Below are 20,868 nucleotides of genomic sequence, written 5' to 3' on the forward strand. Positions count from 1 at the left end.
TGTCTGACGTCCTTCGAGGTGGCCCATGTGGACCCCTGCCGCCCGCGCGCAGCTTGCGCGCGGCTCCCAGCCTTATGCAACGTGCCTAACCGATGCCGAGTGGGCCCTGGTCGAGCCCTTCTTGCCAAGCCCTGCAAAGACCGGACGACCCCGGTCCTGGCCGATGCGGCGGGTGGTCGATGCGATCCTCTACGTGCTCCGTACCGGCTGCGCCTGGGCGCATCTGCCCCGCGACTTCCCGCCGCCCGGGACCGTGCACCGTTGGTTCCTGCGCCTCTCGCGCCGGGGCACCTTCGAGCGACTGGCGCACGCCCTCATCATGGCCGACCGCGAGCGGGTCGGCCGAGAGGCCTCACCGACAGCGGCGGTGTTGGACGCCCAATCCGTCCGCTCGGGCGGTGTCGGCGTGAAAGGTGTCCGCGGCTACGATGCCGGGAAGAAGGTGACGGGCCGCAAGCGCCACGCCCTGGTGGACACGGACGGTAGGCTCCTGCTCGCCGCCATCTCGCCCGCCTGCCTGCATGACAGCCGAGGGGGTGCGGCCCTCCTGGCCATGTCGCGCCGCCCTTGGCCGTTCCTGGCCCGCTGCTTCGCCGACCGCGCCTACGCCGGTCCGCGGGTCGCCCGAGCCTCCCCCGTCGCCGTTACCATCATCGGCAGCGCACCCGGCCAGAAAGGCTTCGCCGTGCAACCCAGGCGCTGGGTGGTGGAGAGGTCCTTCGCTTGGTTCGGCCGCTGCCGACGCCTCGCTCGCGATCACGAGGCCACCGTCGGTTCCGCCGTCGCCTTCTTCACCCTCGCCGCCGCCATGATCCTCGTCCGGCGTCTGGCTCAGCCGTTATGAAACGGGGTCTCAGGCCGAAGATTGCTGACCAATGGGACTATTTCGAAGTCCGGGAATCCTTCCCGCGTGATCAACCGGCACTGGAGGCAGCCTTCGGCGCCCCGGAGGAGATCGGTTGCCGCATGGGCGCGCTGTGACAGCCCCGCCTGATCCTTCCAGCCTGAAGCAGCGGCGGCCTGGCCGGCCGCCGTCCTCGCAACCTTCGGGAGAGCCGCCGTGCTCGACATCCTCCTATCACAGGCCGTCAACGGTCTGGTACTAGGCTTCCTCTACGTACTGATCGCGATCGGACTGTCGATCATCTTCGGTATGCTGGGCATTGTGAACTTCGCCCATGGTGCCTTCTTCGCCCTTGGCGCCTATTTCGCCGTCTCGCTCTATCAAACCTTCGGCTGGATCGCCGTGCCCCTTGCGCCGCTGCTGGTTGGCGCGCTGGGCATGGCGGTGGAGTTCCTGTTGGTGCGAAGGCTCTATGGCAAGGAACCCCTGATCAGCCTGATCTTCACCTTCGCCCTCGCTTTGCTGATCGAAGCGCTGATCCGCCTCATCTGGGGCGCGGGTGGGCAGCCCTTCTCACCGCCGCCTTTCATGACTGGTTTCGTCGAATGGGGGCCGGTGCTGATCACCACCTACCGCCTCGTGGTTCTGGCAACAACGGTTGCGATCCTCCTCGCCCTCTGGGCTTTCCTGAGATTCACCCCCTATGGCCGTATCTTGCGCGCTGGATCGCGCGATGCGGAGATGGTCAGCCTGCTCGGTATCAACCTGCCCTGGGTGCTGACGGGCGTCTTTGGCTTGGGCTGCATGCTGGCAGGAACCGCGGGGCTGTTGGCCGCGCCGCTCTGGACGGTCACGCCTTCCATGGCGGCGGGGGCGGTGATGCCAGCCTTCGTCATCGTCACCATAGGCGGCCTCGGCTCCTATGCCGGGGCGGTGGTCGCTGGCCTGCTGGTCGGGCTTGTGACCGCGTTGAGCATCCAGTTCTGGCCCGAGGCCTCTGCCGCATCGATGTATGTGCTGATGGCCGCCATCCTGCTGATCCGGCCGCGGGGCCTGTTCGGCGAGCGTTGGGAGCGCTTCGAATGAGCAACGCCCGCAATATCCTGCGCCATCCTGTCCTCTGGGTCGCGCTCGTCCTTGGCGGCCTCACCGCCTTTGTCCTGCTTACCGGCCAACCGTTGAGCCGCGTCACACAGATCGCCGTCTACATGCTCTATGGTGCGGGCGTGAACCTGCTGATGGGCTATACGGGCCTTGTACCCTTCGGCGCCTCGGTTTTCTTCGGTTTGGCGAGCTACGCCGCCGCGCTGTCGATGGGCTCGCTCTTTGGTGTAGAAGTGGGCGCGTTGCTTTTCTCGATTGCCTTCTCGTTCGCGCTCGCCTTCGCGTTGGGCCTCGTCATCCTGCGCCGGCGCGGCTTGTACTTCTCGCTTCTTACCCTGGCCTGCTCACAGATCGCCTTTGAGATCGTCTTCAAGTGGACGGATTTCACCGGTGGCGAGAACGGCATTCAGAACGTACCGCGCCCCTGGTTTACCAGCTTACCCGCCTTCCACTTCTTCACCCTGGTCACCGTCACTGCAGCGATGTGGTTTCTCTGGCGGCTGGTACATGCTCCCTTTGGCCGTACCTTGCAGGCGATCCGCGACAACGAGCCACGGGTCCGAAGCCTTGGCTATGACGTGTTCCGCACGAAGCTCGCCGCGTTCGTGGTTTCGGCGGGGGTGATTGGCTATGCAGGCGGATTGCTCGCTTTCCTGATCCAGGGCGCTTACGCCAACAATCTTTCCTGGGTGCATGCCGGTGACAGCCTTCTGATGACAGTGCTGGGGGGCGTACACCATTTCCTCGGTCCGCTCTGGGGCGCAATCGTCTTCATCATCCTGGAGGACCGATTGAGCGCGGTCACCGAGAACTGGTGGCTGATCTTTGCGCCTATCATCATGGCCTTTGCCCTGCTCTCGCCGGAAGGTATCCAAGGCTTGGTGCAGCGCCTGCTGAAACGCGAGCACTGGACACTCACCCGACGTGGCATACCGCCTCGTCCGGCCACTATCCGCGCCTACGAGGCACCACGGCTGAAGATGGCGGAAGGAAAGCCAATTCTGACGGTGGAGCATCTGACGCACCGCTTCGGATCGCTGGTCACCGCCCGCGACATCAGCCTGGAGGTGTATCCGCACCAGCTGCACAGCTTCATTGGCCCCAACGGTGCCGGTAAGACGACATTCTTCAACCTGCTGACCGGCGTGCTACCGACCTTGCAAGGTCGGATCGTCTTCGACGGCACGGACATCTCAAAACTGCCGATCCACAAGAGGGTCCGCCTCGGCCTTGCCCGCTCCTTCCAGATCGTCAGTGTGTTCCCCAACCTGACCGCCTTCGAGAACGTCCGAATCGCCGTGCAGGCACGGCATCCGGCACGGCGCGGGATATGGCGGGACGCCTATGACATTGAGGAGATCAACGCCCGCACCTGGTCGCTGCTCGCCGCGGTTGGGTTGCAGGACCGTGCCGCAGAGGGCTGCGCCAACCTTGCCCATGGCGAGAAGCGATTGCTGGAGATCGCGGTGACGCTGGCCACCGAGGCGAAGCTTCTGCTGCTCGACGAGCCGCTGGCAGGCCTCGCCGAAGCGGACCGCAAGGTGGTGAGCGCACTGATCCAAAAGCTCGCTCACAACCATGCCGTGCTCCTGATCGAACATGACATCGACCGCGTCCTGGCCATGTCCAACCGCATCACCGTGCTTCACCAGGGCCGGCTGATCGCGGACGGCAAGCCGGTCGACGTCGCGCGCCATCCGGAGGTGATCTCGGCCTATCTCGGCCACGCCAGAGACGAGGAGATCCAGGCGAAGGAGCCGGCGGCACCTGTCGTGGCGCGCCTGCCGTTGGGTGCCAGCAAGCCGCTATTGTCAATCGAAGGATTGCGCGCTGGCTATGCCGGCAGCACCATCCTGGATGGACTGGACCTGATGGTGAGTGAGGGCGAGGCATTGGCTCTGCTTGGTCGCAACGGTGTGGGTAAGACCACCACGCTGCGTGCCATCATGGGCACGGTGGAGGTTGCTGGCGGGCGCATCACCTTCGCTGGCCAGGACATCACGCGGTCGAAGCCCTTCGAAATCAACCGAGCCGGCGTCTCGGTGGTACCGGAGGGACGTCGGCTCTTCCCCAACCTAACTGTACTGGAGAATCTGCGCATCGCCGCGCGTCCGGGCGGGGCCAGCCTGGACGACGTCTATGACCTCTTCCCCAAACTGAAGGTGCTGCAACGCTCCCGCGCCGATGCGCTTTCCGGTGGGGAACGGCAGATGGTAGCGATCGCCCGCTCGCTGGTGGTGCCCAGCAAGCTGATCCTGCTCGACGAACCCTTCGAGGGGCTCGCGCCAGCCATCGTGCAGGAGGTGATGGAGGCGGTAGCGCAGTTGCGTCACAAGGCTAGCCTAATCCTGGTGGAGCACCATGCCGAGACAGTACTGCCTATTGTTGACCGTGCGACCATCTTGGTGAACGGTGCTGTCGCCTATGAGGGAACGGCGGGCGCGCTGACGGCTGACACGGCTGTACAGGCACGTCTGCTTGGTTTGGCTGATACCTCGGCCGATGCTGCCTGAAAACTTGCTTTGCCCTGTTGAAACTCTGACCTGCTCCGGTGGGGCAGGTTGCCTTTTGGCACCGGCCAAGGGAGGTTGATATACGGGGTAGCGAATGCGGCAATGTCGGCGGATACGTCGATCGTTATGCCATATGCGCTTAAAATGGCGGGGGCGGTGGAGGTACGGGTAGCTTCTGATTTGGCTAAGGGATCATCGCGAGATGACCCATAGCGGCTATCTCGTGCGCTTCTAGCGCAGCGGCGAGTTCCGCGCCTTCCAGGACGCGGTGCTCGGCGAGCGGGAGCGTTTGCGGGCCAGGCCCGCGGACGCTTCGTCCTGACGCTGGCTCCCGCCAGCAGCACAAAGCCCCCCGGCCGCACATGGCCGGGGGGCTTTTCACGTTCCGGCCCGTTGGCGGCACGGCCGCGCCCGGGAGACCGGACGATCAGTGGCGCGAGGAGAGGGCTTTCCTCTTCCGCCCGCTCATCGCCGTCGCATCCAGAAGCCGGCCATGGCCAGCAGGACCAGGGAGGCACCGATCAGGACGAGGCCCGCCAGGAACAGGATGTCGGGCCAGCCGGCAACTTCCACGGGCATGAAGGCGGCGCGGCCCCGCACGAGAGCGGCGAGCATGGAGCCCAGCGCGATGCCACCGGACAGGGCCAGCACCAGGAAGCCGCCCACTCCCGCCCAGGTCAGCCACACCGGCGGATTCTCGATCAGCTGCCACAGGCGGCTGCCGGCACGGGCTTCCCGCCGGCGGAGGTCGCGCAGCATCCGCCGGCGCAGGAGGTCGCCGATCTCCTGGAGCTCCCGCCGGCGCTCATCGTTCGCGTCGATATGGGGGCGGCAGCGGGGCGGCAAACCGCAGCCACCCTCATCGCATCCTGCCCGCCTGCCGCCCCCGCGGGCGGCTCAGGGCGGCATAGCGCAGGGCGGCCTGGAACTGTCCGGCATGGTTGTAGCCCTCCGCGACTGCCGGGGTGTTGCCCACCACCGCCGCCCCAAAGGCCGCCGTTTCGCCCAGCCGCAGCGCCACGGTGGTGACCACGCTGTGCCGGATGCGGTGCGGCCCGAAGGCAATCCCGAAGCGCCTGAAGGAGAGCCGCTGGATGCGGGTCTGGATGCCGTGAGGCGTGAGCGGCGTGCCCAGCCGGCCGATCCACAACGCCTCTTCCCGCCGCCCCGCCAGCAGCGCCGGGCGGATCACCTCGAGGTAGTGCCGCATCCACGGCGTGAACTCCGGCGGCAGCCCGAAGACGTCGCGCCGTTTCGTCTTGGTCTGCTCGCCGCTCAGCTCGATCCGGAAGCACTCCCCCACCTGGCGCAACTCCTGGCCCGGCCGTAGCAGGCTCACCGAACGCAGCCGCCGGCCGCACAGCGCGAAGAAGGCGATCAGCAGCCCGTCGCGGTAGGCGGTCAGCGCGTTGGGGTCCCGCCTCCCCCGCTCCAGCCGCCTCAGCGCGTCCTCCATCATGGCGAAGCCCCATTCGGCGATCACCTGCCCGTCCGGCACCACCAGGGGCCGCCGCCTCTTGGACAGCAGGGAATGCACCGACGTGCCGTCGGGCCGGCGGATCCAGCCGGTGTCCGCCCCCGGCACGATCACCGCCAGCGCCATCGCCAGCTGCCCGAAGCGCCCGATCACCGTGTGGTCGGCATTGCCGGCCCGGCGCAGGAAACGGAAATAGGCCCGCAGCCGCTCGCGGGTGACGCGGGCCAGCGGCGGCTCGCCGGGGTCGAGCCAGCCGCGGCTGGCCAGGAAGGCCAGCCAGCGGCCGTAGCCCTTGACCAGGGTGGCGAGCGAGGCCGCGCGCAGCCGGGCCCCGGGGCGGACATCCTCGAAGGGGTCGCCCGGCGTGCAGTGCAGGAGCCAGGCGGCACGGTCGGCCTCGGGCCAGCATTCCAGCGGCCAGCACAGGCGGGTATAGGCATGCACGTCCATCTCAGCCCCGCCGTCCCTTACCCTTGCGGCCCGTCGCGATGGCCCTGGCGCCGCGGCGCCGGCCGAGGGCCAGGTCCTGGTAGCGCCGCGCCGCGGCGGCCTGCTCGGTGCCGCAATAGGCGCGGGTGGCGGTGGCGATCGAGGCGTGGCCCAGCAGCTGGCGCACCTCCTCGTAGTGCCCGGGATAGGCCTCGAGGAAGCGGTGGGCCGCCAGGTGGCGGAACTGGTGCGGCGTCATCGTCACCCCGACACCGGCGGCGATCGCCGCCTTGATGGCGTCGCGCAGGCCCTGGTGGCCGATCCGTTCGCCCGGCCTGCCCTGGCCCGGGAACAGCCACGGGCAGCCGGGATTGGAGGGACGGTAGTCGGCGATCCACTCCCGGATCAGGGCGGCCACCTCCGGCACGATCGGCATGTCGATCGCCCGGCCGTTCTTGGTCTCCTCGGCCGGGATCGACAGCTGGGTGATGGCGCCGCGCCGGGGATCGGGGCGGTGGAAATGCCGGTCCAGGCGCAGGCCGGCCAGGTTGGCCAGGCGCAGCGGCAGGCAGGACAGGATGCCGACCGCCACCGCCCGCATCGCCAGCGACCGCGCCTGTGCCGGTGCCCGCTCGCGCAGCCCGCGCGCGGCCTGCATCAGCGCCGCCGGAAGAGCCTTCAGCCGATCCTGCATGTCGGGCCGCATCACCGCCTCCATGCAGCGCTGGTTGCGCCGGGTCATGCCGCGGTAGCTCAGCGTGACCGGCTGCTGCCACGCCTGGATCCGTTTCACCTGCGCCGGGGGCAGCCCAACGTAATGCCGGGCCACGATGCGCAGCACCTCGGCCACGTGGTGGCCGGCCGCCGAGGGCCGGCCCCTCGCCGTCCCGTCGCCGGCCCGCTCGTACAGGAAGCGGATCGCCGCCTGGGCGCGCTCGAGCGGCACCACCAGGTCGCGCAGCGAGGCGATCTCCGCCGCGGCCACCGCGCCGCTGGCCACCAGGGCGCTGGCCGCCCAGCGGGCATGGGCCAGGCGCAGCGCCACGGTGGAGGGCCGCAACGCCCGCCCGCCGAGAGGGGCCGTGTCGTCCTCACCCTGCTCCAGCGGGTCGAGCGCGGTGCTGCTCAGCCGCCGGCCGAAGGCCTCGAGGTCGGCCCGGAAGCTCGGGGGGAAGGCCTCCGGCGGCAGCACGTAGGCGTTGGCCCGCGTCCTGCGGCCAAGCGGCCGTCCCGGCCAGCCTGCCACCTCACGGCAGGCGCGGTTCCAGCCGCCGCGGGCATCGCCGGCCGTCTTGCGGGGTTTGGGCGTCAGGCTGCGCTCGGTCAGCCAGGCCTCGAAGCCCGCCAGCGCCGCCTCGTCCACCGCCTCCGGTGCCACGCCGTGCTCCGTGCAGAAGCGCGCGAAGGCGATCAGACCGTAGCGCCGGAACTGCCCCAGCCTGTCCATGGCCGCCTGCCAGGCGGGCGAGAGGGGCGTGTCCGCGGGATCCATCGCCCCCAGGCGCCGCAGCACGTAGCGCAGCCCCGAGCGGATGGTGCGCATGGTCCCCTCGGTGAGGCCATGATGGGTGGCGGTGCGGTCGAACACCCGCTCGCGCAGGAAGGCCGGGCTCAGCCCGGCCTCAGCCGTCTGGCCCCTGGGATCCATCCCCGCCAGGCGGCAGACGCCGCGCAGGGCGGAGGCGAGGTCGCGCCGGCGGGTGGGGGTGAGGTCGTCCCAGCGGGCCACCTCGGCCAGCGCCGTGGCGACGGTGAGCGGGGCTCCGGGGGACAGGCCGGAGGCCTGCTCCAGGGGGGTCCCGGGGGTGGGAGGACGGGTGGAAAGATGCATGGGGCAATCTCCGGCAGGGTGCGGCGAATCGGGAGCGCACATCACTCTAATCCCAGGCCGATTGGCGCCTTGGGATCTCACGACAGGCTCGTAAGGGGTTGTCATGAAGGGGTTTTTCTCCGGGCCGGCCCACCGGCAGCGGGAGCATCGGCACGGGCCGCGCGGGCACCGCCGGAGCGCTCCCGCCGGGCCTCCAGGATGGCCTGGCGCATGCGGCCGCCGAGCAGGGCGCGGACCTCCTCCTCGTGGAAGTAGAGCGCGCGTCCGACGCGCAGCGGCGCGAGGTAGCCGCGCCGCACCCAGTCGCGCAGGGCACGCTCGGAGCGGCGGAACACGGCCGCCACCTCGGCCGCCGTCAGCAGCTTCGGCAGGGATGCGGCGGGGGATCGGTCAGGCGCTGACGGCGGGACGTCCGTGGCGTCGCCGGGGAACGGCTCCGGTGTGGCCGGCGGCGCCCGTGGCGGGCGCGGCAGGAGCGGTGAGACGTTGCGCCTCGCTCCAGGATCGGGGCGGCGGGCCGGTGCCGGCCTGCGTTGCGGGTGTGTGACCATGGACAGGCCACTTGCATCACGACCGCCGCGTCCGTCCGCTGAGTTAATTGAACGTTTGATATCGTAACGAATCAGGCCCGGCCATGTGAGCCTGGGCGCTGGCCAGATCGGTGCTGCCTGACGCCGGGATCAGCGCGATGTGCGGCGGGTGGCCTTCAGCACGGTGGCGGCGATCCGGCGGTAGTTGCGACGTTCCGCGTCTGTCATCTCCGCCGGGAATTCCCGGTGATAGGCATGCTCGATGCCGAGAAATCGCCGGCGCAGATCCTCCGCATCCGCCTCGCCCAGGGTGACCTGCTCCGGATCCCCTCCCTGCCAGCTCGTGGCCGCCTTCCTGGCGTGCAGGATCTCCTCCTCCGCCACCTCGCGGATCGCATCGCCCAGCCGGTAGCGGCCACGCCGGACATCGTGCCAGCGGCAGGCCAGCCGGGCGCGGACGGACTGCGCGAGAAGGAACGTATCGCCACGCGGGCGGCCAGGGCCGGCGGACGGCGCCTGATCAGGAAGCCGGATGGCCTCCGCGCCGAGTTCGGCCAAAGCCTGGATGCGGTGGAAGTCGGCAAGGGTGAGTTCCCCCTCCCCATCGAGCCAGCGGGGAAGGCGCCGGAGCAGGTCCTGGATCTCGCGCGCCGCCGCGGCGTTGCCGGAACGGCGCCCGCCTTTGCGTTCGGGAACAGCCACGGAGCGGCCGAGCCTGCCGATCTCGGCACCGGCCTCCGTGACCAGCAGCAGGGTCTGCAGCGCCGGCAAGCCGGCCCATTCGCCACGCTGGAGGGCACGCAGCGTCTCCAGGACGAGGCGCAGCAGCCCGTCACTTGCCTCGACGATCAGGGGGTGCCGGCGGATCTCCTCGAACCGCTGGCGCGATGGCGCGGTTCGGTGAGGATGCGGCCGTGGAGGTGCGGGCGAGCGCCGCGGCCGCCTGCTGTCCGAGGGCCGGATCCGCCCGCGCCTTGCCGCCTCGAGGAAGTCCGGCAGCGGCCAGGACCAGCGCTCGTTGGCGGAGGTAAAGCCGCGGACGATGCCGTCCGCGATCCGGGTGATCCTGCGGGTCTCGCCATCCTCCAGGAAGACCGCGCCGGGCCGGACCCAGGCCGCATGGTCCGCGTCGGGTGGATCGGTTGGGGGAGGCAGCGTGTCCGGCACCGGCGAAGCATCCGATTGTACTTCCCACCGATGCCACCACCCGGAATGTCTGTCGACGATCATGACGGTGACCGGCCAGGGGACGACAGGCCACCGCCGGCACTTTCCGCTCTCCCCTCAGTTTGTTGCGGCCGGCGGTCTCCAGCAGGCCTGCAGGTCGCGGGCGATGGACCAGGCGATGTATTCGCCGCCGTGGCGAGGAGTCATGGGCAAGGGCCGCAGATGTCCCCGGTTCTCCAGACGCTGTGCTACCCGCAGCTTGGCCCGCAGGCCGTCGCGTCCCCGGGCAGGGGTCGCGATCAGCGTCTGTTCGATCTCGGAGAGCCAGTCGGTGGCGGCGTCGAGCTCGGGTTTGAGCCGGTCCTCGTCCGCAAGCGTCCGCGCCCGGGCCTGCAGCGCCCCCAGGGCGGCGTAGGCATTCCGCCACTCGGCATGGAGGCGCCGGAGATACATGTCCGGATCGCCGGGCGGCCTCACTTCCGACACGGCATTGCGGAAGGCGGCAAGAGTCGAGCTACCTACCGCCAGTGCGGCAATCGCGGCACGGCGGGAAAGGCCGCCTCTGCTTCGGTGGCGGTCTGTGATACGGGCATGCTTAGCCATGGCCGGCTGATCCCTTCAGCAGCTGTGGTCAGGCCGGGGAAGGAGGTGGTACTCCTAACCCGGCCGCTTTGAGTTCGTAGGAGCCGATCCTACATTTATGATGTAACCTTATAGAATGGGCACGGTCAACATTATTGATGTAAGGTTGCTTTATAAATGGAGCTAGATCCGGCCCAGTGTCGGGCAGCCAGGGCTTTGCTGAACTGGTCGCAAAGCGATTTGGAGGCGGCTGCCAAGGTTGCGAAGAAGACTATCGCCGATTTTGAACGCGAAGCCCGTCAGCCGTATGCGCGGACGCTGGAGGCCCTTCGTGTCGCGCTTGAGGCAGCAGGGGTGGAATTCATCCCGGAAAATGGTGGAGGCGCTGGGGTACGCTTGCGGAAGTAGTCATCGTGAAGGCCTGGACTGTCGCTCTTGGACCGCTCCTTGCTCAGGCAGGCACCGCCATGGCGCAGACCATCGCTGTCCCGCCCGATCCCCGGTCCGCCATGAACTGGTCGGTAAGGTGAGGCACGCAGTAGGGCCAACTGCCGCCGGCAACTTCACCCTGACTACACGCTGCGTCGTCCTTGAGGGCTACCACGGTCAGATCGTAGCCCACCGGCCCTCTCTTATGCCGGGTTCATGAGCAGTCTCAACTGTTCCTCAACTGTGCGAAGAGGAGGCTGAATCAGGGAGCTGAAATTTTTAGCCTTAACGGGCGCAGAAAATTTCGCACCCCCCTCCCCTCCTCCCGCCCTGGGTCCGGCGCCGAACTTCCACCAGGATTTGGGGCCGATCGATCGCGGCTCCATCCACCAGGGCTTGCGGCTGGGCTTGCCATCCTGGTTTCGGCGTTCGGGCGGCTCCGCCTTCAGCCGGATCATGATGGTGGTCACGCCGGAGAGCGGATCGGTGATCCAGTGGATGTAGCCCCGCAGGACCAGCTCGTTGCGCCAGTTCCGGATGGTGTTGGTCGTGCATCCGAAGAGGCTTGCAAGCGACTTGGTACGGGTGCGGAAGTGCCGTCGGGTGCCGGCCATCTTCCGTAGGGCGAGTAGCAGTCGCAGGGGACCGGAGCGGAGCTCAAGGACCGCTGCGTCCATGGTCAGGATCAGCCCCCTGGTGAGGGCCGAACTCGGGTGTTGGAGCATGGCAAATCGCCAGCTCGGAAGACAAGAACCCCCTTCCCTTCAAGCTAGTGCTTGAAAGGTCCGGCAGGGCGACCTATCCTCGGAACTGTCCAGGATCCGGGGCTGCTTCTTAGATCGAAGTAGGTCGCCCCAGGGTTAGTGGAGGGGGCTGGTTCTGGTTCTGCCGGAGCTGGCCCTTTCTGCGTTTACAGGTCCATCAGGCAGATTCGCCCGACTCCGCGCAGCATGGCTGCGGAATTCCTCCCTTGCAATATCTTAGGAAAAACGCCTCAATTGGGGTGATTGGTACAGACGTATCAATGTACGTACCAACCAAAGGAGTTAGATCCGATGCAAGTTATCACTATGGCATCGCGCAAGGGAGGGGCTGGTAAAACCACCATATCCTGCCATTTGGCTGTTGAAGCCGTCCGGTGCGGCCATGGCCCGGTCGCCATGATCGATACGGACGAGATGGCTGGGCTAAAGAAGTGGTGGCAGGCCCGGTCTGAAGAGACTCCGGTGCTGGTCGAACTCGAAGGAGGCATGGAGAAGACGTTGGCTGCCCTGAAGACCCAGGGCTTCAAGCTTGTTTTCATCGACACGCCCCCTGCCCTCACCCAGGATGCCGTGGAGGCTGTACTCCACGCGAATCTGGTTCTGGTGCCAGTGCAGCCGAGTCCCGATGACCTGCGGGCCATTGGTGCTACGGTCTCCCTCACCACCCAGACGAAGCGGAACTTCGTCTTCGTGATGAGCCGGGTGAAGAAGCGGGTCCGGCTGACAGCCGATGCCGCGGTGGCTCTAAGCCAGCACGGACCAATCGCCCCGGTGATGATCTACGACCGGACGGATTATGCGGGCGCGAAGTCTGGAGGACTGACCGCTCCCGAAGTTGATCCCAAGGGACCGGCGGCTGGCGAGATCGCCGCGCTATGGACCTATGTCGAGAATTCTCTGGGCCTGAAGAGGTAGAAGCATGGCCAAGCAGCCTTATAGACCGATGACAGACATCAGTATCATGGACGATGCTCCACCCATTGGTAGTCGAGCAGATACTAGGCCAGCACTAAAATTAGACCCGTTGCCTAACACAGCTGAAGGAATGGCTGCACCGCCACCCGAACCAAGAAGGCAACTTAACTACAGACCTACTGTGTCAGTTGCAGAGAGACTGAGATTAATATCATTTCAGCAACGTAGACCAGTTCAAGAACTCATAGATGAGGCAGTACTATTGTGGTTATCTAGCCAAAAATAGAATAATGTACCATGGTACATATGTACCATGGTACAAATGGAACTATTGCCGGATATCTAACTTACTAACTCGGCCATCAAATAGGTAGCATTCTGAACTACACTGGGCGATGATGTTGGCATGGTGCCAGGTCGTGATTTTCGGAAGCTGGATCCTGCTACGCAGGCAGAGTTGCGCCGGGTTGCCGTGTCGATGGTCGAGGCGGGCAAGACGCGGATTGAGGCGGCCGAGGCCGTGGGTGTGAACCGGCGCTTTGTTGGCGAGTGGGTGGAAGCAGCCCGGCAAGGAGGCCAGGAGACGCTGTCGGGTGGGCGGCGTGGCCGTCACCGGGCGAACAGAAGGCCCTGTCACCTCGGCAGGAGAGCAGGCTCGGGTGGCTGCTGGCGAGCAAGTGCCCGGACCAGTTGGGGCTACCCTTTGCGCTATGGACCCGTGCGGCAGTGGGCGCGCTGATCGGGCAGGAAGCAGGGGTGCGCCTGTCGGCCTCGGCCATTGGGCGCGCCCTGCGCGCTTGGGGCTTCACCGCGCAGCGCCCGGCGCGGCGGGCCATCGAGCGGCGGGAGCCGGCGGTCCGTGCCTGGCTGGATAAGGAGTATCCAGCCATCGCGGTCCGGGCAAAGGCGGTGGGCGCCGAGATCCACTGGGCCGACGAGACCGGCCTGTCCAACCAGGCTAACTACGGCCGCAGCTTCGCGCCCCGTGGCGAGACACCTGTCGTGCCAAGGCCGGCAACCCGCGTCTCGCAGTCGATGATCTCCAGCCTGACCAACCGCGGCACGCTGCGCTTCATGGTCTATGACGGCGCACTCACCGCTGCGACCTTCCTGACCTTTCTGCGCCGGCTGGTGAACGGCGCTGGGCGGAAGCTGTTTGTCATCCTCGACAACCTGCGGGTTCATCGGGCCAGGCTGGTCACGACCTGGGCTGCGGCGAACACCGAGCGGATCGAGCTGTTCTACCTTCCACCCTACGCACCCGAGCACAATCCGGACGAGTTCCTGAACAACGACGTCAAGCAAGCCTTGGTGCGCCCGGCGTGTACCGCGTGACAAGGCATCTCTCAGGTCCGGCCTGACCTCCTATATGCGCGGTCTGCAGCGCCGGCCTGCCAAAATCCGCGCCTTCTTCCAGGCCGCCTCCGTCCAGTACGCAGCATAATGCCCGTGACACCTATTTGATGGCCGGATTAGTAATAAGCTTAGGCGATTGGGCGCTTTTGGCTGGGAAGCGACCCGCGCTTGATTATCCTGCGGCCCATACTCCTTATAGTTTTCTGCCAATCGCGATATCACTCGTGATATGAAAATGGTGCTGGACACGGACGTCCTCAGAAGCGGTTTGCAGAGCCCTCGCGGAGCTTCCCGCTTGCTGCTCTGTGCCGTTGCCGAAGGCGCCTTGCGACCACTGGTCACCGTGGCGATGGTCTTGGAGCACGAAGACGTCCTGCTCCGGCCGGAGAGTCTGGAAGCGACGGGCCTCTCCCCGGATGAGACGATCAGGTTCTTGGACGCCTACATCGCTCGTTCGGAGCCGGTCCCGATCCGGCAGCGCTACCGCCCGAGCATTAAGGACCCGGGCGATGAGCTCTTTGTCGAGGCGCTCCTGAACGGCGGGGGAGACGCCATTGTGAGCTTCAACCGCCGCGACTACCTGCCCGCCGACATCCGGCGGGCATCGCAAGGAATGACGGTCGTTCCGGTTCTCTCGCCGGGAGACGCTCTAAGGAGGCTGGCATGGCGGCCATCAACAACTACGCTCTTCGGGTTCCCGCCTCGCTGATGCAGGATCTGCGGACGGCAGCCGAGCGCGATGGGGTGTCGATGAACTCGTTTATCGTCCAGGCTGCTGCCGAGAAGGTGGCCGCGCTGCGCGCCCGCGGCTTCCTTGGCGAGCTTTCTCCAGATGAACAGGAAGCATACCTAAAGGATCGAGTCCAGCGCGGTAGGAAGATCCCAATGGAGGGTCTGCTAGCCAAGGCCGGGACGACAGATGAGCTTCGTGATGGCGACAAGGTGCCAGAGGGCTGGCTCGACGAGAAACCGGACAACAATCTGCAGGCGCCTCGAGGCAAATGGTGAAGGGCTATGAAGACTACCGTCGAGGGACGGGACCTTGGCATGCGGGCGGCAGGCCTCGACCAACGGCTCCAGCACCGCCCACTGCTCATCCGTCAGCGCCATCACACCCTCCGCAAAGCCGGAGAACGCCCACTCAGAACAGTAGTTCAGGCGCTAACTGAACCGCCCCGGGTTCCATGGAGGCTCCAATTCTTGAGAGGATGGAGCCATGACGAAGAAGACCTCGAACCGGTATTCGCCTGAGGTCCGGGAGCGGGCGGTCCGGATGGTGCTGGACCACAGAGCAGGTTCATCAAGGCTGGCGTGGTAGCGCGCCTCGGCTTCGGCGGGTGGCATGTTGCCGATTGGCTCGAGAAGGCGGCGCTGGCCCTGTCCCGCTGTGACGGACACCTCTGATAGGCTGAAGGGCCTGGAGGTACGGATGGCAGAGGGTAGCGGAAAGCGCCGGTTCTTTCCGGAGGCGTTCAAGCTGGAGGCGGTGGCAGCGGTCCGCGGTGGGCGGTCGGTATCGCAGGTGGCGGCCGAGTTGGGCCTACCGGACCGGCTGGTGCGCAGCTGGCTGCGCTGGGCGCCGACGGGCACGGCGGTGGGGAGCGGCGCGCCGGCGCTGGCGGTTCCGACACCACCGGCGGCGCCGGCGCGTCGCGTCGGCCCGAGCCCGGCCGAGCAGGCGGCCGAGATCGGGCGGCTGCGGCGCGAGGTCGAGCGGTTGCGCATGGAGCGCGACATCTTAAAGCGAGCGGCGCTCATCTTCGGCCAGGCGACGGACCGGAGGTGAGCTATGGCTTCATTCGCGATCACGTCGCCGTCTTTCCGGTTGCCATCCTGTGCGAGGTGCTGGGCGTGAGCCGCAGCGGCTACTACGACTGGGCTCGCCGGCCGGAGAGCAGGCAGGCGGCGGCCGACCGGGTCCTCGCAGCCGAGATCCGGGCCACGCACGCCGACAGCCGTGGCCGCTACGGCAGCCCGCGCGTGCATGCCGCGCTGCGCGCCCAAGGACGGCGGGTTGGCCGCAAGCGGGTGGCGCGGCTGATGCGCGGCATGGGGCTGTCGGCACGGCGTGGTCGCCGGTTCCGGTGCACCACCGACAGCCGGCATGCCTTCCCGGTCGCCCCCAACCTGCTCGATCGCGACTTCACGGCCGCCGCGCCCGACCGGGTCTGGCTGGCCGATCTGACCTATCTGTGGACCGCCGAGGGCTGGCTGTACTTGGCCGTGGTGCTGGACCTGTGCACGCGCCGCGTGGTCGGCTGGGCCATGGCGGACCACCTCGGCCACGAACTCGCCCTGGCCGCACTCGACATGGCGATCGCCTGCCGACGGCCCGCCCCTGGCCTCCTGCACCATGCGGATCGCGGCGTGCAATATGCCGCCCATGGCTATCGCCGCCGGCTCGCCGAGCACGGCATGCTCTGCTCGATGAGCCGCAAGGGGAACTGCTGGGACAACGCGCCGATGGAGAGCTTCCATGCCACCCTGAAGGGCGAACTCGTCGAGCAGCGCGACTACCTCACTCGCGACGAGGCCAGGGCCGACGTGTTCCAGTATCTGGAGGGCTTCTACAATCGACGCCGCCTGCATTCGGCGCTCGGCTATCTCACCCCCGAGCAGAAGGCAGCGACATTCCAAACAGCGGCATCAGCCGCGTAACAGTGTCCGTGAAAGTGGGGCAAGGCCAGTCCCGCATCAGCCGCTCCACCGTGCAGCGGGCGACCGCGATGCCCTCGCGTCCGAGTTGGCGCCAGACCTTGCGGGCGCCATAGACCCCGAAGTTCGCCTCGTGCACGCGCCGGATCGCAGCGCAGGTCTGCGCGTCCCGCACGCTGCGTGCTGACACCCTGGAAGGGTCGGCCCGCTGTGCGACGTGCGCGTGGTCGGTGGACGGGGCAATCGGCAGAACCCGGCAGATCGGCTCGACCCCGTAGACCTCGCGGTGATCGTCGATGAAGGCAATCATGTCCTGAACCGGCGGTCGAGCTCCGCCTGAGCGAAATACGCCGACGCCTTGCGCAGGATCTCATTGGCTTGGCGCAGTTCGCGGTTCTCGCGCTCCAAGGCCTTGATCCGTTCTCGCTCAGCGCTCGTCGGCCCGGGCCGCCCCCCTCCGTCACGTTCGGCCTGGCGCACCCACTTGCGCAGCGTCTCGGCGGTGCACCCGATCTTGGCGGCCACCGAGTTGATCGCCGCCCATTGCGTCGGGTGGTCGCCGCCACCCTCCAGCACGAGGCGGGCCGCCCTCTCCCGCACCTCCGGCGAGTAGCTCGCTGCTGTCTTGCCCTTCGTCGTCATGGCTCCATCCTCTCAAGGTCTGGGGCCCCCGACAAACCCGGGGCGGTTCACCGTGACCACGAGGCGACCGTCAGTTCCGCCGTCGCCTTCCTTACCCTCGCCGCCGCCATGGTCCTCGTCAGGCGTCTGGCTCAACCGTTATGAAGTAGGCTCTGAGGCGGTGAGCTTCTGCAGACGCCCACCGCCCGGTCAGCCCCATCCTCCGCTTGTCCGGGCCACCAGCAACGCACCTTTGCAAAGTGGAACGATCTGATAGAGTTCCGTTAAAGTCGGTGCAGGCGAGCCCATTTCTGCCGCAGCCGCTACCGTTCCGCGCCTTTTTGCAAGGGGGATGGGTTTGGATCTTCACTTCAGGACACGGATCGGAGCACTGGCAATCGAGTTGCCTGTAGCGCTCGACCTGCAGTTCTACAGATCCGCGCACCCTGACCTCAGCACCTTCGACGATGCAACGCTGGAGGCACACTACCGGCAGTACGGCGAAGGCGAGGGACGGCAAGCGAACCGGCTCGGTACCCGGCTGGACTTCGTGAACCTCATTCCCGCCGGGGCAGAGGCGCTGGAGATCGGCCCCTTCTACAACCCGGTCCTGCGCGGGCCGGATGTGCAGTACTTCGACGTCCTATCGACTTCCGAACTGGTGGAGCGTGCCCGGAGCCTCGGCGTCGACACGCGGAACGTGCCGCGGATCGACTTCGTTTCGCCCATCGGGGACCTGTCGGTCATCGACCGGGACTTCGACTTCGTGCTGAGCAGCCATTGTATCGAGCATCAGCCCGACTTGGTGCGGCATCTGCAGCGCGTCTCGGCCTTGCTGCGACCCGGCGGAATGTATTTCGTGCTGGTGCCGGACAAACGGTACTGCTTCGACCATTTCCTGTCGGAAAGCAGTCTTGCCGACATCCTGGATGCCTACCATGCGGGCCGTCAGACCCATCTGCTACGTAGCGTGATCGAGCACCGAGTGCTCACGACGCATAACGATTCGCTCGCGCACTGGTTGCATCAGCATGGCGAACCACTCGCAGACATCCGCGAAAGGATACAGGCAGCGCTGGGGGAGTACGAGCGCGCACAAGGCGGCTACATCGACGTCCACGCCTGGTACTTCACGCCGCGCAGCGCTGCGGGGATTTTCTCCGCCCTGCAACGGGCGGACTACACTGATCTCGGCCTACAGGTGGTGTACCCCACCCGCTACGGCTCAAACGAGTTCTGGATGGTTCTTCGAAAGCCGGAACGCAGCTGAGGCTGGCAGGCTGTCAGCGTTTCCCAAAGAGCGCGAACAGAGACGTTCAATGCGCCGGCGCCCGTGCCGCCGGCCTTCCCGGCGCAGCTCGGCATGCACCCGCGGCGCGCCGGACAGAGCGGCTGGACGACCTGCAGCGCTACCTCGGCCTCGCCGCTGGCGGCGAGGTGGGCGCGCGCCTCGCGGCGCGGTCAGCCCTGCCTTTCAGCGCCGACACACTGCTACGGATGGTTCGCCGTGCCGGCACCTCGCCGCAACCGAGGTCGCCGGTGCGAGTACTCGCGGTTGACGACTGGGCCAGGCGCCGCGGCCACCACTACGGGACGGTGCTGGTCGACCTCGAGCGCAACCGTGTGGTCGACCTACTAGCGGATCGCCGGACCGACAGCTTGGCGGCGTGGGCATGCCAACCAGGGCGTCGAGGTCTTCGCCCGCGCCCGGGCCAACGTCTACGCCAACGGTGCGCGCCAGGGGGTGCCCGGCGCCGTCCAGATCGCTGACCGCTGGCATCTGCTCCGCAACCTCGGCGAGGCCAGTCCATCTGGTCCCCAGCCCGTCCCGGTTCATCAGGCAGAGTACGTGGACGTCGCGGACCGGATCAAGCCCGAAGCGCGCCGGGATGCACTCGCGCACCAGGGGGAGCGGCTTGCGCACACCCTCCTCCGGCTCGTCGGCCTCGACGAAGAAGAAGTCGCTGTCCGTGCCCGCCTCGAGCACAGGCATCCGGCCGCGGTTGATGTGCACTGCCATAGCTGGTTTGTATTGCAAATTTTTAATTCTTTGCGTTAATGAACCACGTTCAGCAGAAAGCGGCTTAAGATGCAGGGGGAAAAGCCTAGATTGGTGTATTAAGGTGTTGATGCGAGGCATGATCCAGAGGTAATTTTTCTAGTCCTGCTTAGTGCCTTGTCAGAGGAGGATGTTCTGTAGATGTTCAGCCTTACAAAGCAAGGCTGCATCGGAGGCGGCCTTGTTGATGCACTCAGCCAAGCTCGTTGACCTGCAAGCCGATGTAAAAATTGCACAGCCATGGGACAAAGTGACGATGCGCTACGGCCTGCTGATATGCTCCTTGGCATCGCGCTTGCCTTGCTCGGGTGACTGAGGTGACTTGCGCCCTCGATCCCTCGCGTTTCCGCATTTTCTTCTCTCAGTCACCCCAAGGTAGACATGCAGCAGATCCTGGTCACTGGTGGTGCAGGCTACATCGGCAGTCACGCCGTGCTTGCCTTGCGCGCGGCAGGCCACAGCGTAGTCGTGCTTGACGACCTGTCCACCGGCTACCGTGAGGCCGTGCCCGCAGACATTCCCTTCTATCAAGGCTCCGTGTCTGACATAGCCCTGGTTGCGCGGATCCTGCAGTTGCACAGTGTCCACACCGTGATCCACTTCGCGGCCGCCCTAATCATTCCGGAAAGCGTCGAGAACCCTCTCAAATATTGGGGCAACAACGTGGGTGGCACAACGGCGCTGCTGGCAGCCTGCGCTGCGGCAGATGTACGCCAATTCGTTTTCTCCTCCACCGCGGCGGTCTATGGCGTCCCGGTCAGCACGCCGATTCCGGAAGGTGAGATGCTGGCGCCCATCAACCCCTATGGGCACAGCAAGGCCACAGCCGAGAGCGTGCTGCGTGATACGGGGCTGGCTCATGGGATGCGCAGCGTGGTCCTACGATACTTCAACGTCGCCGGGGCCGATCCGGAACTGCGCACCGGGCAACGCAGCCGCCAAGCCACGCACCTTATCAAGGTTGCCTGCCAAGCCGTAGTCGGCAAGCGGGATGGGGTGCAGATCTTCGGCAACGACTACGACACCCCTGATGGCACGTGCATACGTGACTACATTCATGTCAGCGACCTTGCAGAGGCGCATGTCGCGGCTGCTGCCTACCTGATGGAGGGTGGCAGCAGCACAGTGCTGAACTGCGGCTATGGCCGTGGCTACTCGGTGCGTGAGGTTCTGAACGGCGTAGAGCGCGTGGCGGGGCGCGATCTGCGGATCAAGGTGGCGCCGCGTCGGGCTGGCGATCCACCGCGTCTCATTGCCGATGTTTCGCGCATCCAGGCTACGCTGCGGTGGCGCCCGCGCTTTGACGACATCGACTTCATCATCCAAACGGCTTTGGCCTGGGAGGAGGCACTAGCGAGCGGCCTTTCCAATATGTCCCCACTGCCGAGGGACGAGGTTTTCTCTCTGCCCGCTGCGGCTGCTTGAGCACAGGTGTTGCTCATTTCTCATCTTGTGGTCACCTGAGACAGAAGAGAAGGGACTTCAAGTTTAATTTTCTCTGCCTTACCAGTTCTCTGTGGTTCAGGGGAGCGGGCGCAGGTTCCGGCTCTGCGTCTCCATCCGTGTCATGCTTCGGCCGGGATTCGACCAGC

19 protein-coding genes, 3 pseudogenes and 1 other annotated feature are annotated in these 20,868 nt (G+C 66.4%); of the genes and pseudogenes, 14 read left to right on the forward strand and 8 right to left on the reverse strand.

Features of this window, described 5'->3' with window-relative positions:
• Positions 1-25: 25 nt before the first annotated feature.
• The 3 genes from CTJ15_RS03830 to CTJ15_RS03840 all read left to right on the forward strand — a co-directional run bounded on the left by CTJ15_RS03830 (position 26) and on the right by CTJ15_RS03840 (position 4,461).
• Positions 26-844 (forward strand): IS5 family transposase, encoded by an 819-nt coding sequence (locus CTJ15_RS03830; RefSeq protein WP_099780839.1) that lies wholly within the window; start codon positions 26-28, stop codon positions 842-844.
• A 216-nt stretch (positions 845-1,060) separates the two neighbouring features.
• On the forward strand, positions 1,061-1,930 hold the full coding sequence (locus CTJ15_RS03835) for a branched-chain amino acid ABC transporter permease (RefSeq protein WP_099781203.1): 870 nt from the start codon (positions 1,061-1,063) through the stop codon (positions 1,928-1,930).
• Positions 1,927-4,461, forward strand: coding sequence for a branched-chain amino acid ABC transporter ATP-binding protein/permease (locus tag CTJ15_RS03840; RefSeq protein WP_099781204.1), 2,535 nt, complete (start codon positions 1,927-1,929; stop codon positions 4,459-4,461). Before CTJ15_RS03835 ends, CTJ15_RS03840 begins: the two co-directional genes overlap by 4 nt.
• Positions 4,462-4,926: 465 nt before the next feature.
• Here the strand turns inward: CTJ15_RS03840 and CTJ15_RS03845 are convergent, their stop codons facing one another.
• The 6 genes from CTJ15_RS03845 to CTJ15_RS03870 all read right to left on the reverse strand — a co-directional run bounded on the left by CTJ15_RS03845 (position 4,927) and on the right by CTJ15_RS03870 (position 10,498).
• Positions 4,927-5,307 carry a hypothetical protein gene (locus tag CTJ15_RS03845; protein WP_099781205.1) on the reverse strand — a complete coding sequence of 127 codons (381 nt, stop codon included), beginning with the start codon at positions 5,305-5,307 and terminating at the stop codon, positions 4,927-4,929.
• Positions 5,308-5,320: 13 nt separating this feature from the next.
• Positions 5,321-6,388 (reverse strand): tyrosine recombinase XerC, encoded by a 1,068-nt coding sequence (gene xerC, locus CTJ15_RS03850; protein ID WP_099781206.1) that lies wholly within the window; start codon positions 6,386-6,388, stop codon positions 5,321-5,323.
• Between the two features lies 1 nt (position 6,389).
• Positions 6,390-8,198, reverse strand: a complete 1,809-nt coding sequence (locus tag CTJ15_RS03855) for a tyrosine-type recombinase/integrase (RefSeq protein WP_099781207.1) — start codon at positions 8,196-8,198, stop codon at positions 6,390-6,392.
• A gap of 101 nt (positions 8,199-8,299) precedes the next feature.
• Entirely contained in the window at positions 8,300-8,749 is a 450-nt protein-coding gene (locus CTJ15_RS24625; RefSeq protein ID WP_099781208.1) for a helix-turn-helix domain-containing protein, read from the reverse strand.
• 129 nt (positions 8,750-8,878) lie between these two features.
• The gene (locus CTJ15_RS03865) at positions 8,879-9,895 is read right to left on the reverse strand and encodes a hypothetical protein (protein WP_099781209.1); all 1,017 of its coding nucleotides are present in this window, start codon (positions 9,893-9,895) and stop codon (positions 8,879-8,881) included.
• 117 nt (positions 9,896-10,012) lie between these two features.
• The gene (locus CTJ15_RS03870; protein WP_126281807.1) at positions 10,013-10,498 is read right to left on the reverse strand and encodes a hypothetical protein; all 486 of its coding nucleotides are present in this window, start codon (positions 10,496-10,498) and stop codon (positions 10,013-10,015) included.
• 156 nt (positions 10,499-10,654) lie between these two features.
• Between CTJ15_RS03870 and CTJ15_RS03875 the strand changes: the two genes are divergently transcribed.
• Positions 10,655-10,885, forward strand: a complete 231-nt coding sequence (locus tag CTJ15_RS03875; protein ID WP_099781211.1) for a helix-turn-helix domain-containing protein — start codon at positions 10,655-10,657, stop codon at positions 10,883-10,885.
• 224 nt (positions 10,886-11,109) lie between these two features.
• Here the strand turns inward: CTJ15_RS03875 and CTJ15_RS23815 are convergent, their stop codons facing one another.
• Positions 11,110-11,520, reverse strand: coding sequence for a hypothetical protein (locus CTJ15_RS23815; RefSeq protein ID WP_151904023.1), 411 nt, complete (start codon positions 11,518-11,520; stop codon positions 11,110-11,112).
• Between the two features lie 441 nt (positions 11,521-11,961).
• On the opposite strand from CTJ15_RS23815, the gene CTJ15_RS03880 reads away from it, so the two are divergent.
• The 6 genes and pseudogenes from CTJ15_RS03880 to CTJ15_RS03900 all read left to right on the forward strand — a co-directional run bounded on the left by CTJ15_RS03880 (position 11,962) and on the right by CTJ15_RS03900 (position 16,599).
• On the forward strand, positions 11,962-12,585 hold the full coding sequence (locus tag CTJ15_RS03880) for a ParA family protein (RefSeq protein WP_099781212.1): 624 nt from the start codon (positions 11,962-11,964) through the stop codon (positions 12,583-12,585).
• A gap of 406 nt (positions 12,586-12,991) precedes the next feature.
• Positions 12,992-13,183, forward strand: a pseudogene (locus CTJ15_RS25285) (helix-turn-helix domain-containing protein); the annotation flags it as partial.
• Positions 13,135-13,920 carry an IS630 family transposase gene (locus tag CTJ15_RS03885; protein ID WP_099781213.1) on the forward strand — a complete coding sequence of 262 codons (786 nt, stop codon included), beginning with the start codon at positions 13,135-13,137 and terminating at the stop codon, positions 13,918-13,920. The pseudogene CTJ15_RS25285 and the gene CTJ15_RS03885, both read left to right, overlap by 49 nt.
• Positions 13,921-14,176: 256 nt before the next feature.
• The gene (locus CTJ15_RS03890) at positions 14,177-14,650 is read left to right on the forward strand and encodes a putative toxin-antitoxin system toxin component, PIN family (protein WP_193009591.1); all 474 of its coding nucleotides are present in this window, start codon (positions 14,177-14,179) and stop codon (positions 14,648-14,650) included.
• Positions 14,605-14,949: a YlcI/YnfO family protein gene (locus CTJ15_RS23825; RefSeq protein ID WP_126281810.1), complete on the forward strand. Its 345-nt coding sequence runs from the start codon at positions 14,605-14,607 to the stop codon at positions 14,947-14,949. The genes CTJ15_RS03890 and CTJ15_RS23825 overlap by 46 nt, the downstream gene beginning before the upstream one ends.
• A 421-nt stretch (positions 14,950-15,370) precedes the next feature.
• A protein-coding gene (locus CTJ15_RS03900; protein WP_226945928.1) for an IS3 family transposase occupies positions 15,371-16,599 on the forward strand; the annotation gives its coding sequence in 2 pieces (ribosomal slippage) (positions 15,371-15,686 and positions 15,686-16,599; 1,230 coding nt in all).
• A 31-nt stretch (positions 16,600-16,630) separates the two neighbouring features.
• Here the strand turns inward: CTJ15_RS03900 and CTJ15_RS03905 are convergent.
• Positions 16,631-17,238, reverse strand: a pseudogene (locus CTJ15_RS03905) (IS3 family transposase); the annotation flags it as partial.
• Positions 16,832-16,948: a sequence feature (AL1L pseudoknot), on the reverse strand. Its footprint overlaps the pseudogene before it by 117 nt.
• Before the next feature lie 51 nt (positions 17,239-17,289).
• On the opposite strand from CTJ15_RS03905, the pseudogene CTJ15_RS03910 reads away from it, so the two are divergent.
• The 4 genes and pseudogenes from CTJ15_RS03910 to galE all read left to right on the forward strand — a co-directional run.
• A pseudogene (locus tag CTJ15_RS03910) lies at positions 17,290-17,382 on the forward strand (IS5/IS1182 family transposase); the annotation flags it as partial.
• Positions 17,383-17,575: 193 nt separating this feature from the next.
• Entirely contained in the window at positions 17,576-18,487 is a 912-nt protein-coding gene (locus CTJ15_RS03915; RefSeq protein ID WP_226945929.1) for a class I SAM-dependent methyltransferase, read from the forward strand.
• Between the two features lie 474 nt (positions 18,488-18,961).
• Complete coding sequence (locus tag CTJ15_RS25290; RefSeq protein WP_193009584.1) at positions 18,962-19,276, forward strand: hypothetical protein; 315 nt, start codon at positions 18,962-18,964, stop codon at positions 19,274-19,276.
• Positions 19,277-19,657: 381 nt separating this feature from the next.
• Complete coding sequence (galE, locus tag CTJ15_RS03925) at positions 19,658-20,701, forward strand: UDP-glucose 4-epimerase GalE (RefSeq protein ID WP_099781217.1); 1,044 nt, start codon at positions 19,658-19,660, stop codon at positions 20,699-20,701.
• Positions 20,702-20,868 lie beyond the last annotated feature (167 nt).

Origin of the sequence: Roseomonas sp. FDAARGOS_362 (genome assembly GCF_002754815.1) — a bacterium.
In the GTDB taxonomy this organism is placed as follows: domain Bacteria; phylum Pseudomonadota; class Alphaproteobacteria; order Acetobacterales; family Acetobacteraceae; genus Roseomonas; species Roseomonas mucosa.

Coding starts and splice junctions, on each gene's coding strand:
- CTJ15_RS03830 (WP_099780839.1), top strand. CDS start 26: ATGTGGACCCCTGCCGCCCGCGCGCAGCTTGCGCGCGGCTCCCAGCCT.
- CTJ15_RS03840 (WP_099781204.1), top strand. CDS start 1,927: ATGAGCAACGCCCGCAATATCCTGCGCCATCCTGTCCTCTGGGTCGCG.
- xerC (WP_099781206.1), bottom strand. CDS start 6,388: ATGGACGTGCATGCCTATACCCGCCTGTGCTGGCCGCTGGAATGCTGG.
- CTJ15_RS03855 (WP_099781207.1), bottom strand. CDS start 8,198: ATGCATCTTTCCACCCGTCCTCCCACCCCCGGGACCCCCCTGGAGCAG.
- CTJ15_RS24625 (WP_099781208.1), bottom strand. CDS start 8,749: ATGGTCACACACCCGCAACGCAGGCCGGCACCGGCCCGCCGCCCCGAT.
- CTJ15_RS03870 (WP_126281807.1), bottom strand. CDS start 10,498: ATGGCTAAGCATGCCCGTATCACAGACCGCCACCGAAGCAGAGGCGGC.
- CTJ15_RS03875 (WP_099781211.1), top strand. CDS start 10,655: ATGGAGCTAGATCCGGCCCAGTGTCGGGCAGCCAGGGCTTTGCTGAAC.
- CTJ15_RS23815 (WP_151904023.1), bottom strand. CDS start 11,520: ATGGCCGGCACCCGACGGCACTTCCGCACCCGTACCAAGTCGCTTGCA.
- CTJ15_RS03880 (WP_099781212.1), top strand. CDS start 11,962: ATGCAAGTTATCACTATGGCATCGCGCAAGGGAGGGGCTGGTAAAACC.
- CTJ15_RS03890 (WP_193009591.1), top strand. CDS start 14,177: ATGGTGCTGGACACGGACGTCCTCAGAAGCGGTTTGCAGAGCCCTCGC.
- CTJ15_RS23825 (WP_126281810.1), top strand. CDS start 14,605: ATGGCGGCCATCAACAACTACGCTCTTCGGGTTCCCGCCTCGCTGATG.
- galE (WP_099781217.1), top strand. CDS start 19,658: ATGCAGCAGATCCTGGTCACTGGTGGTGCAGGCTACATCGGCAGTCAC.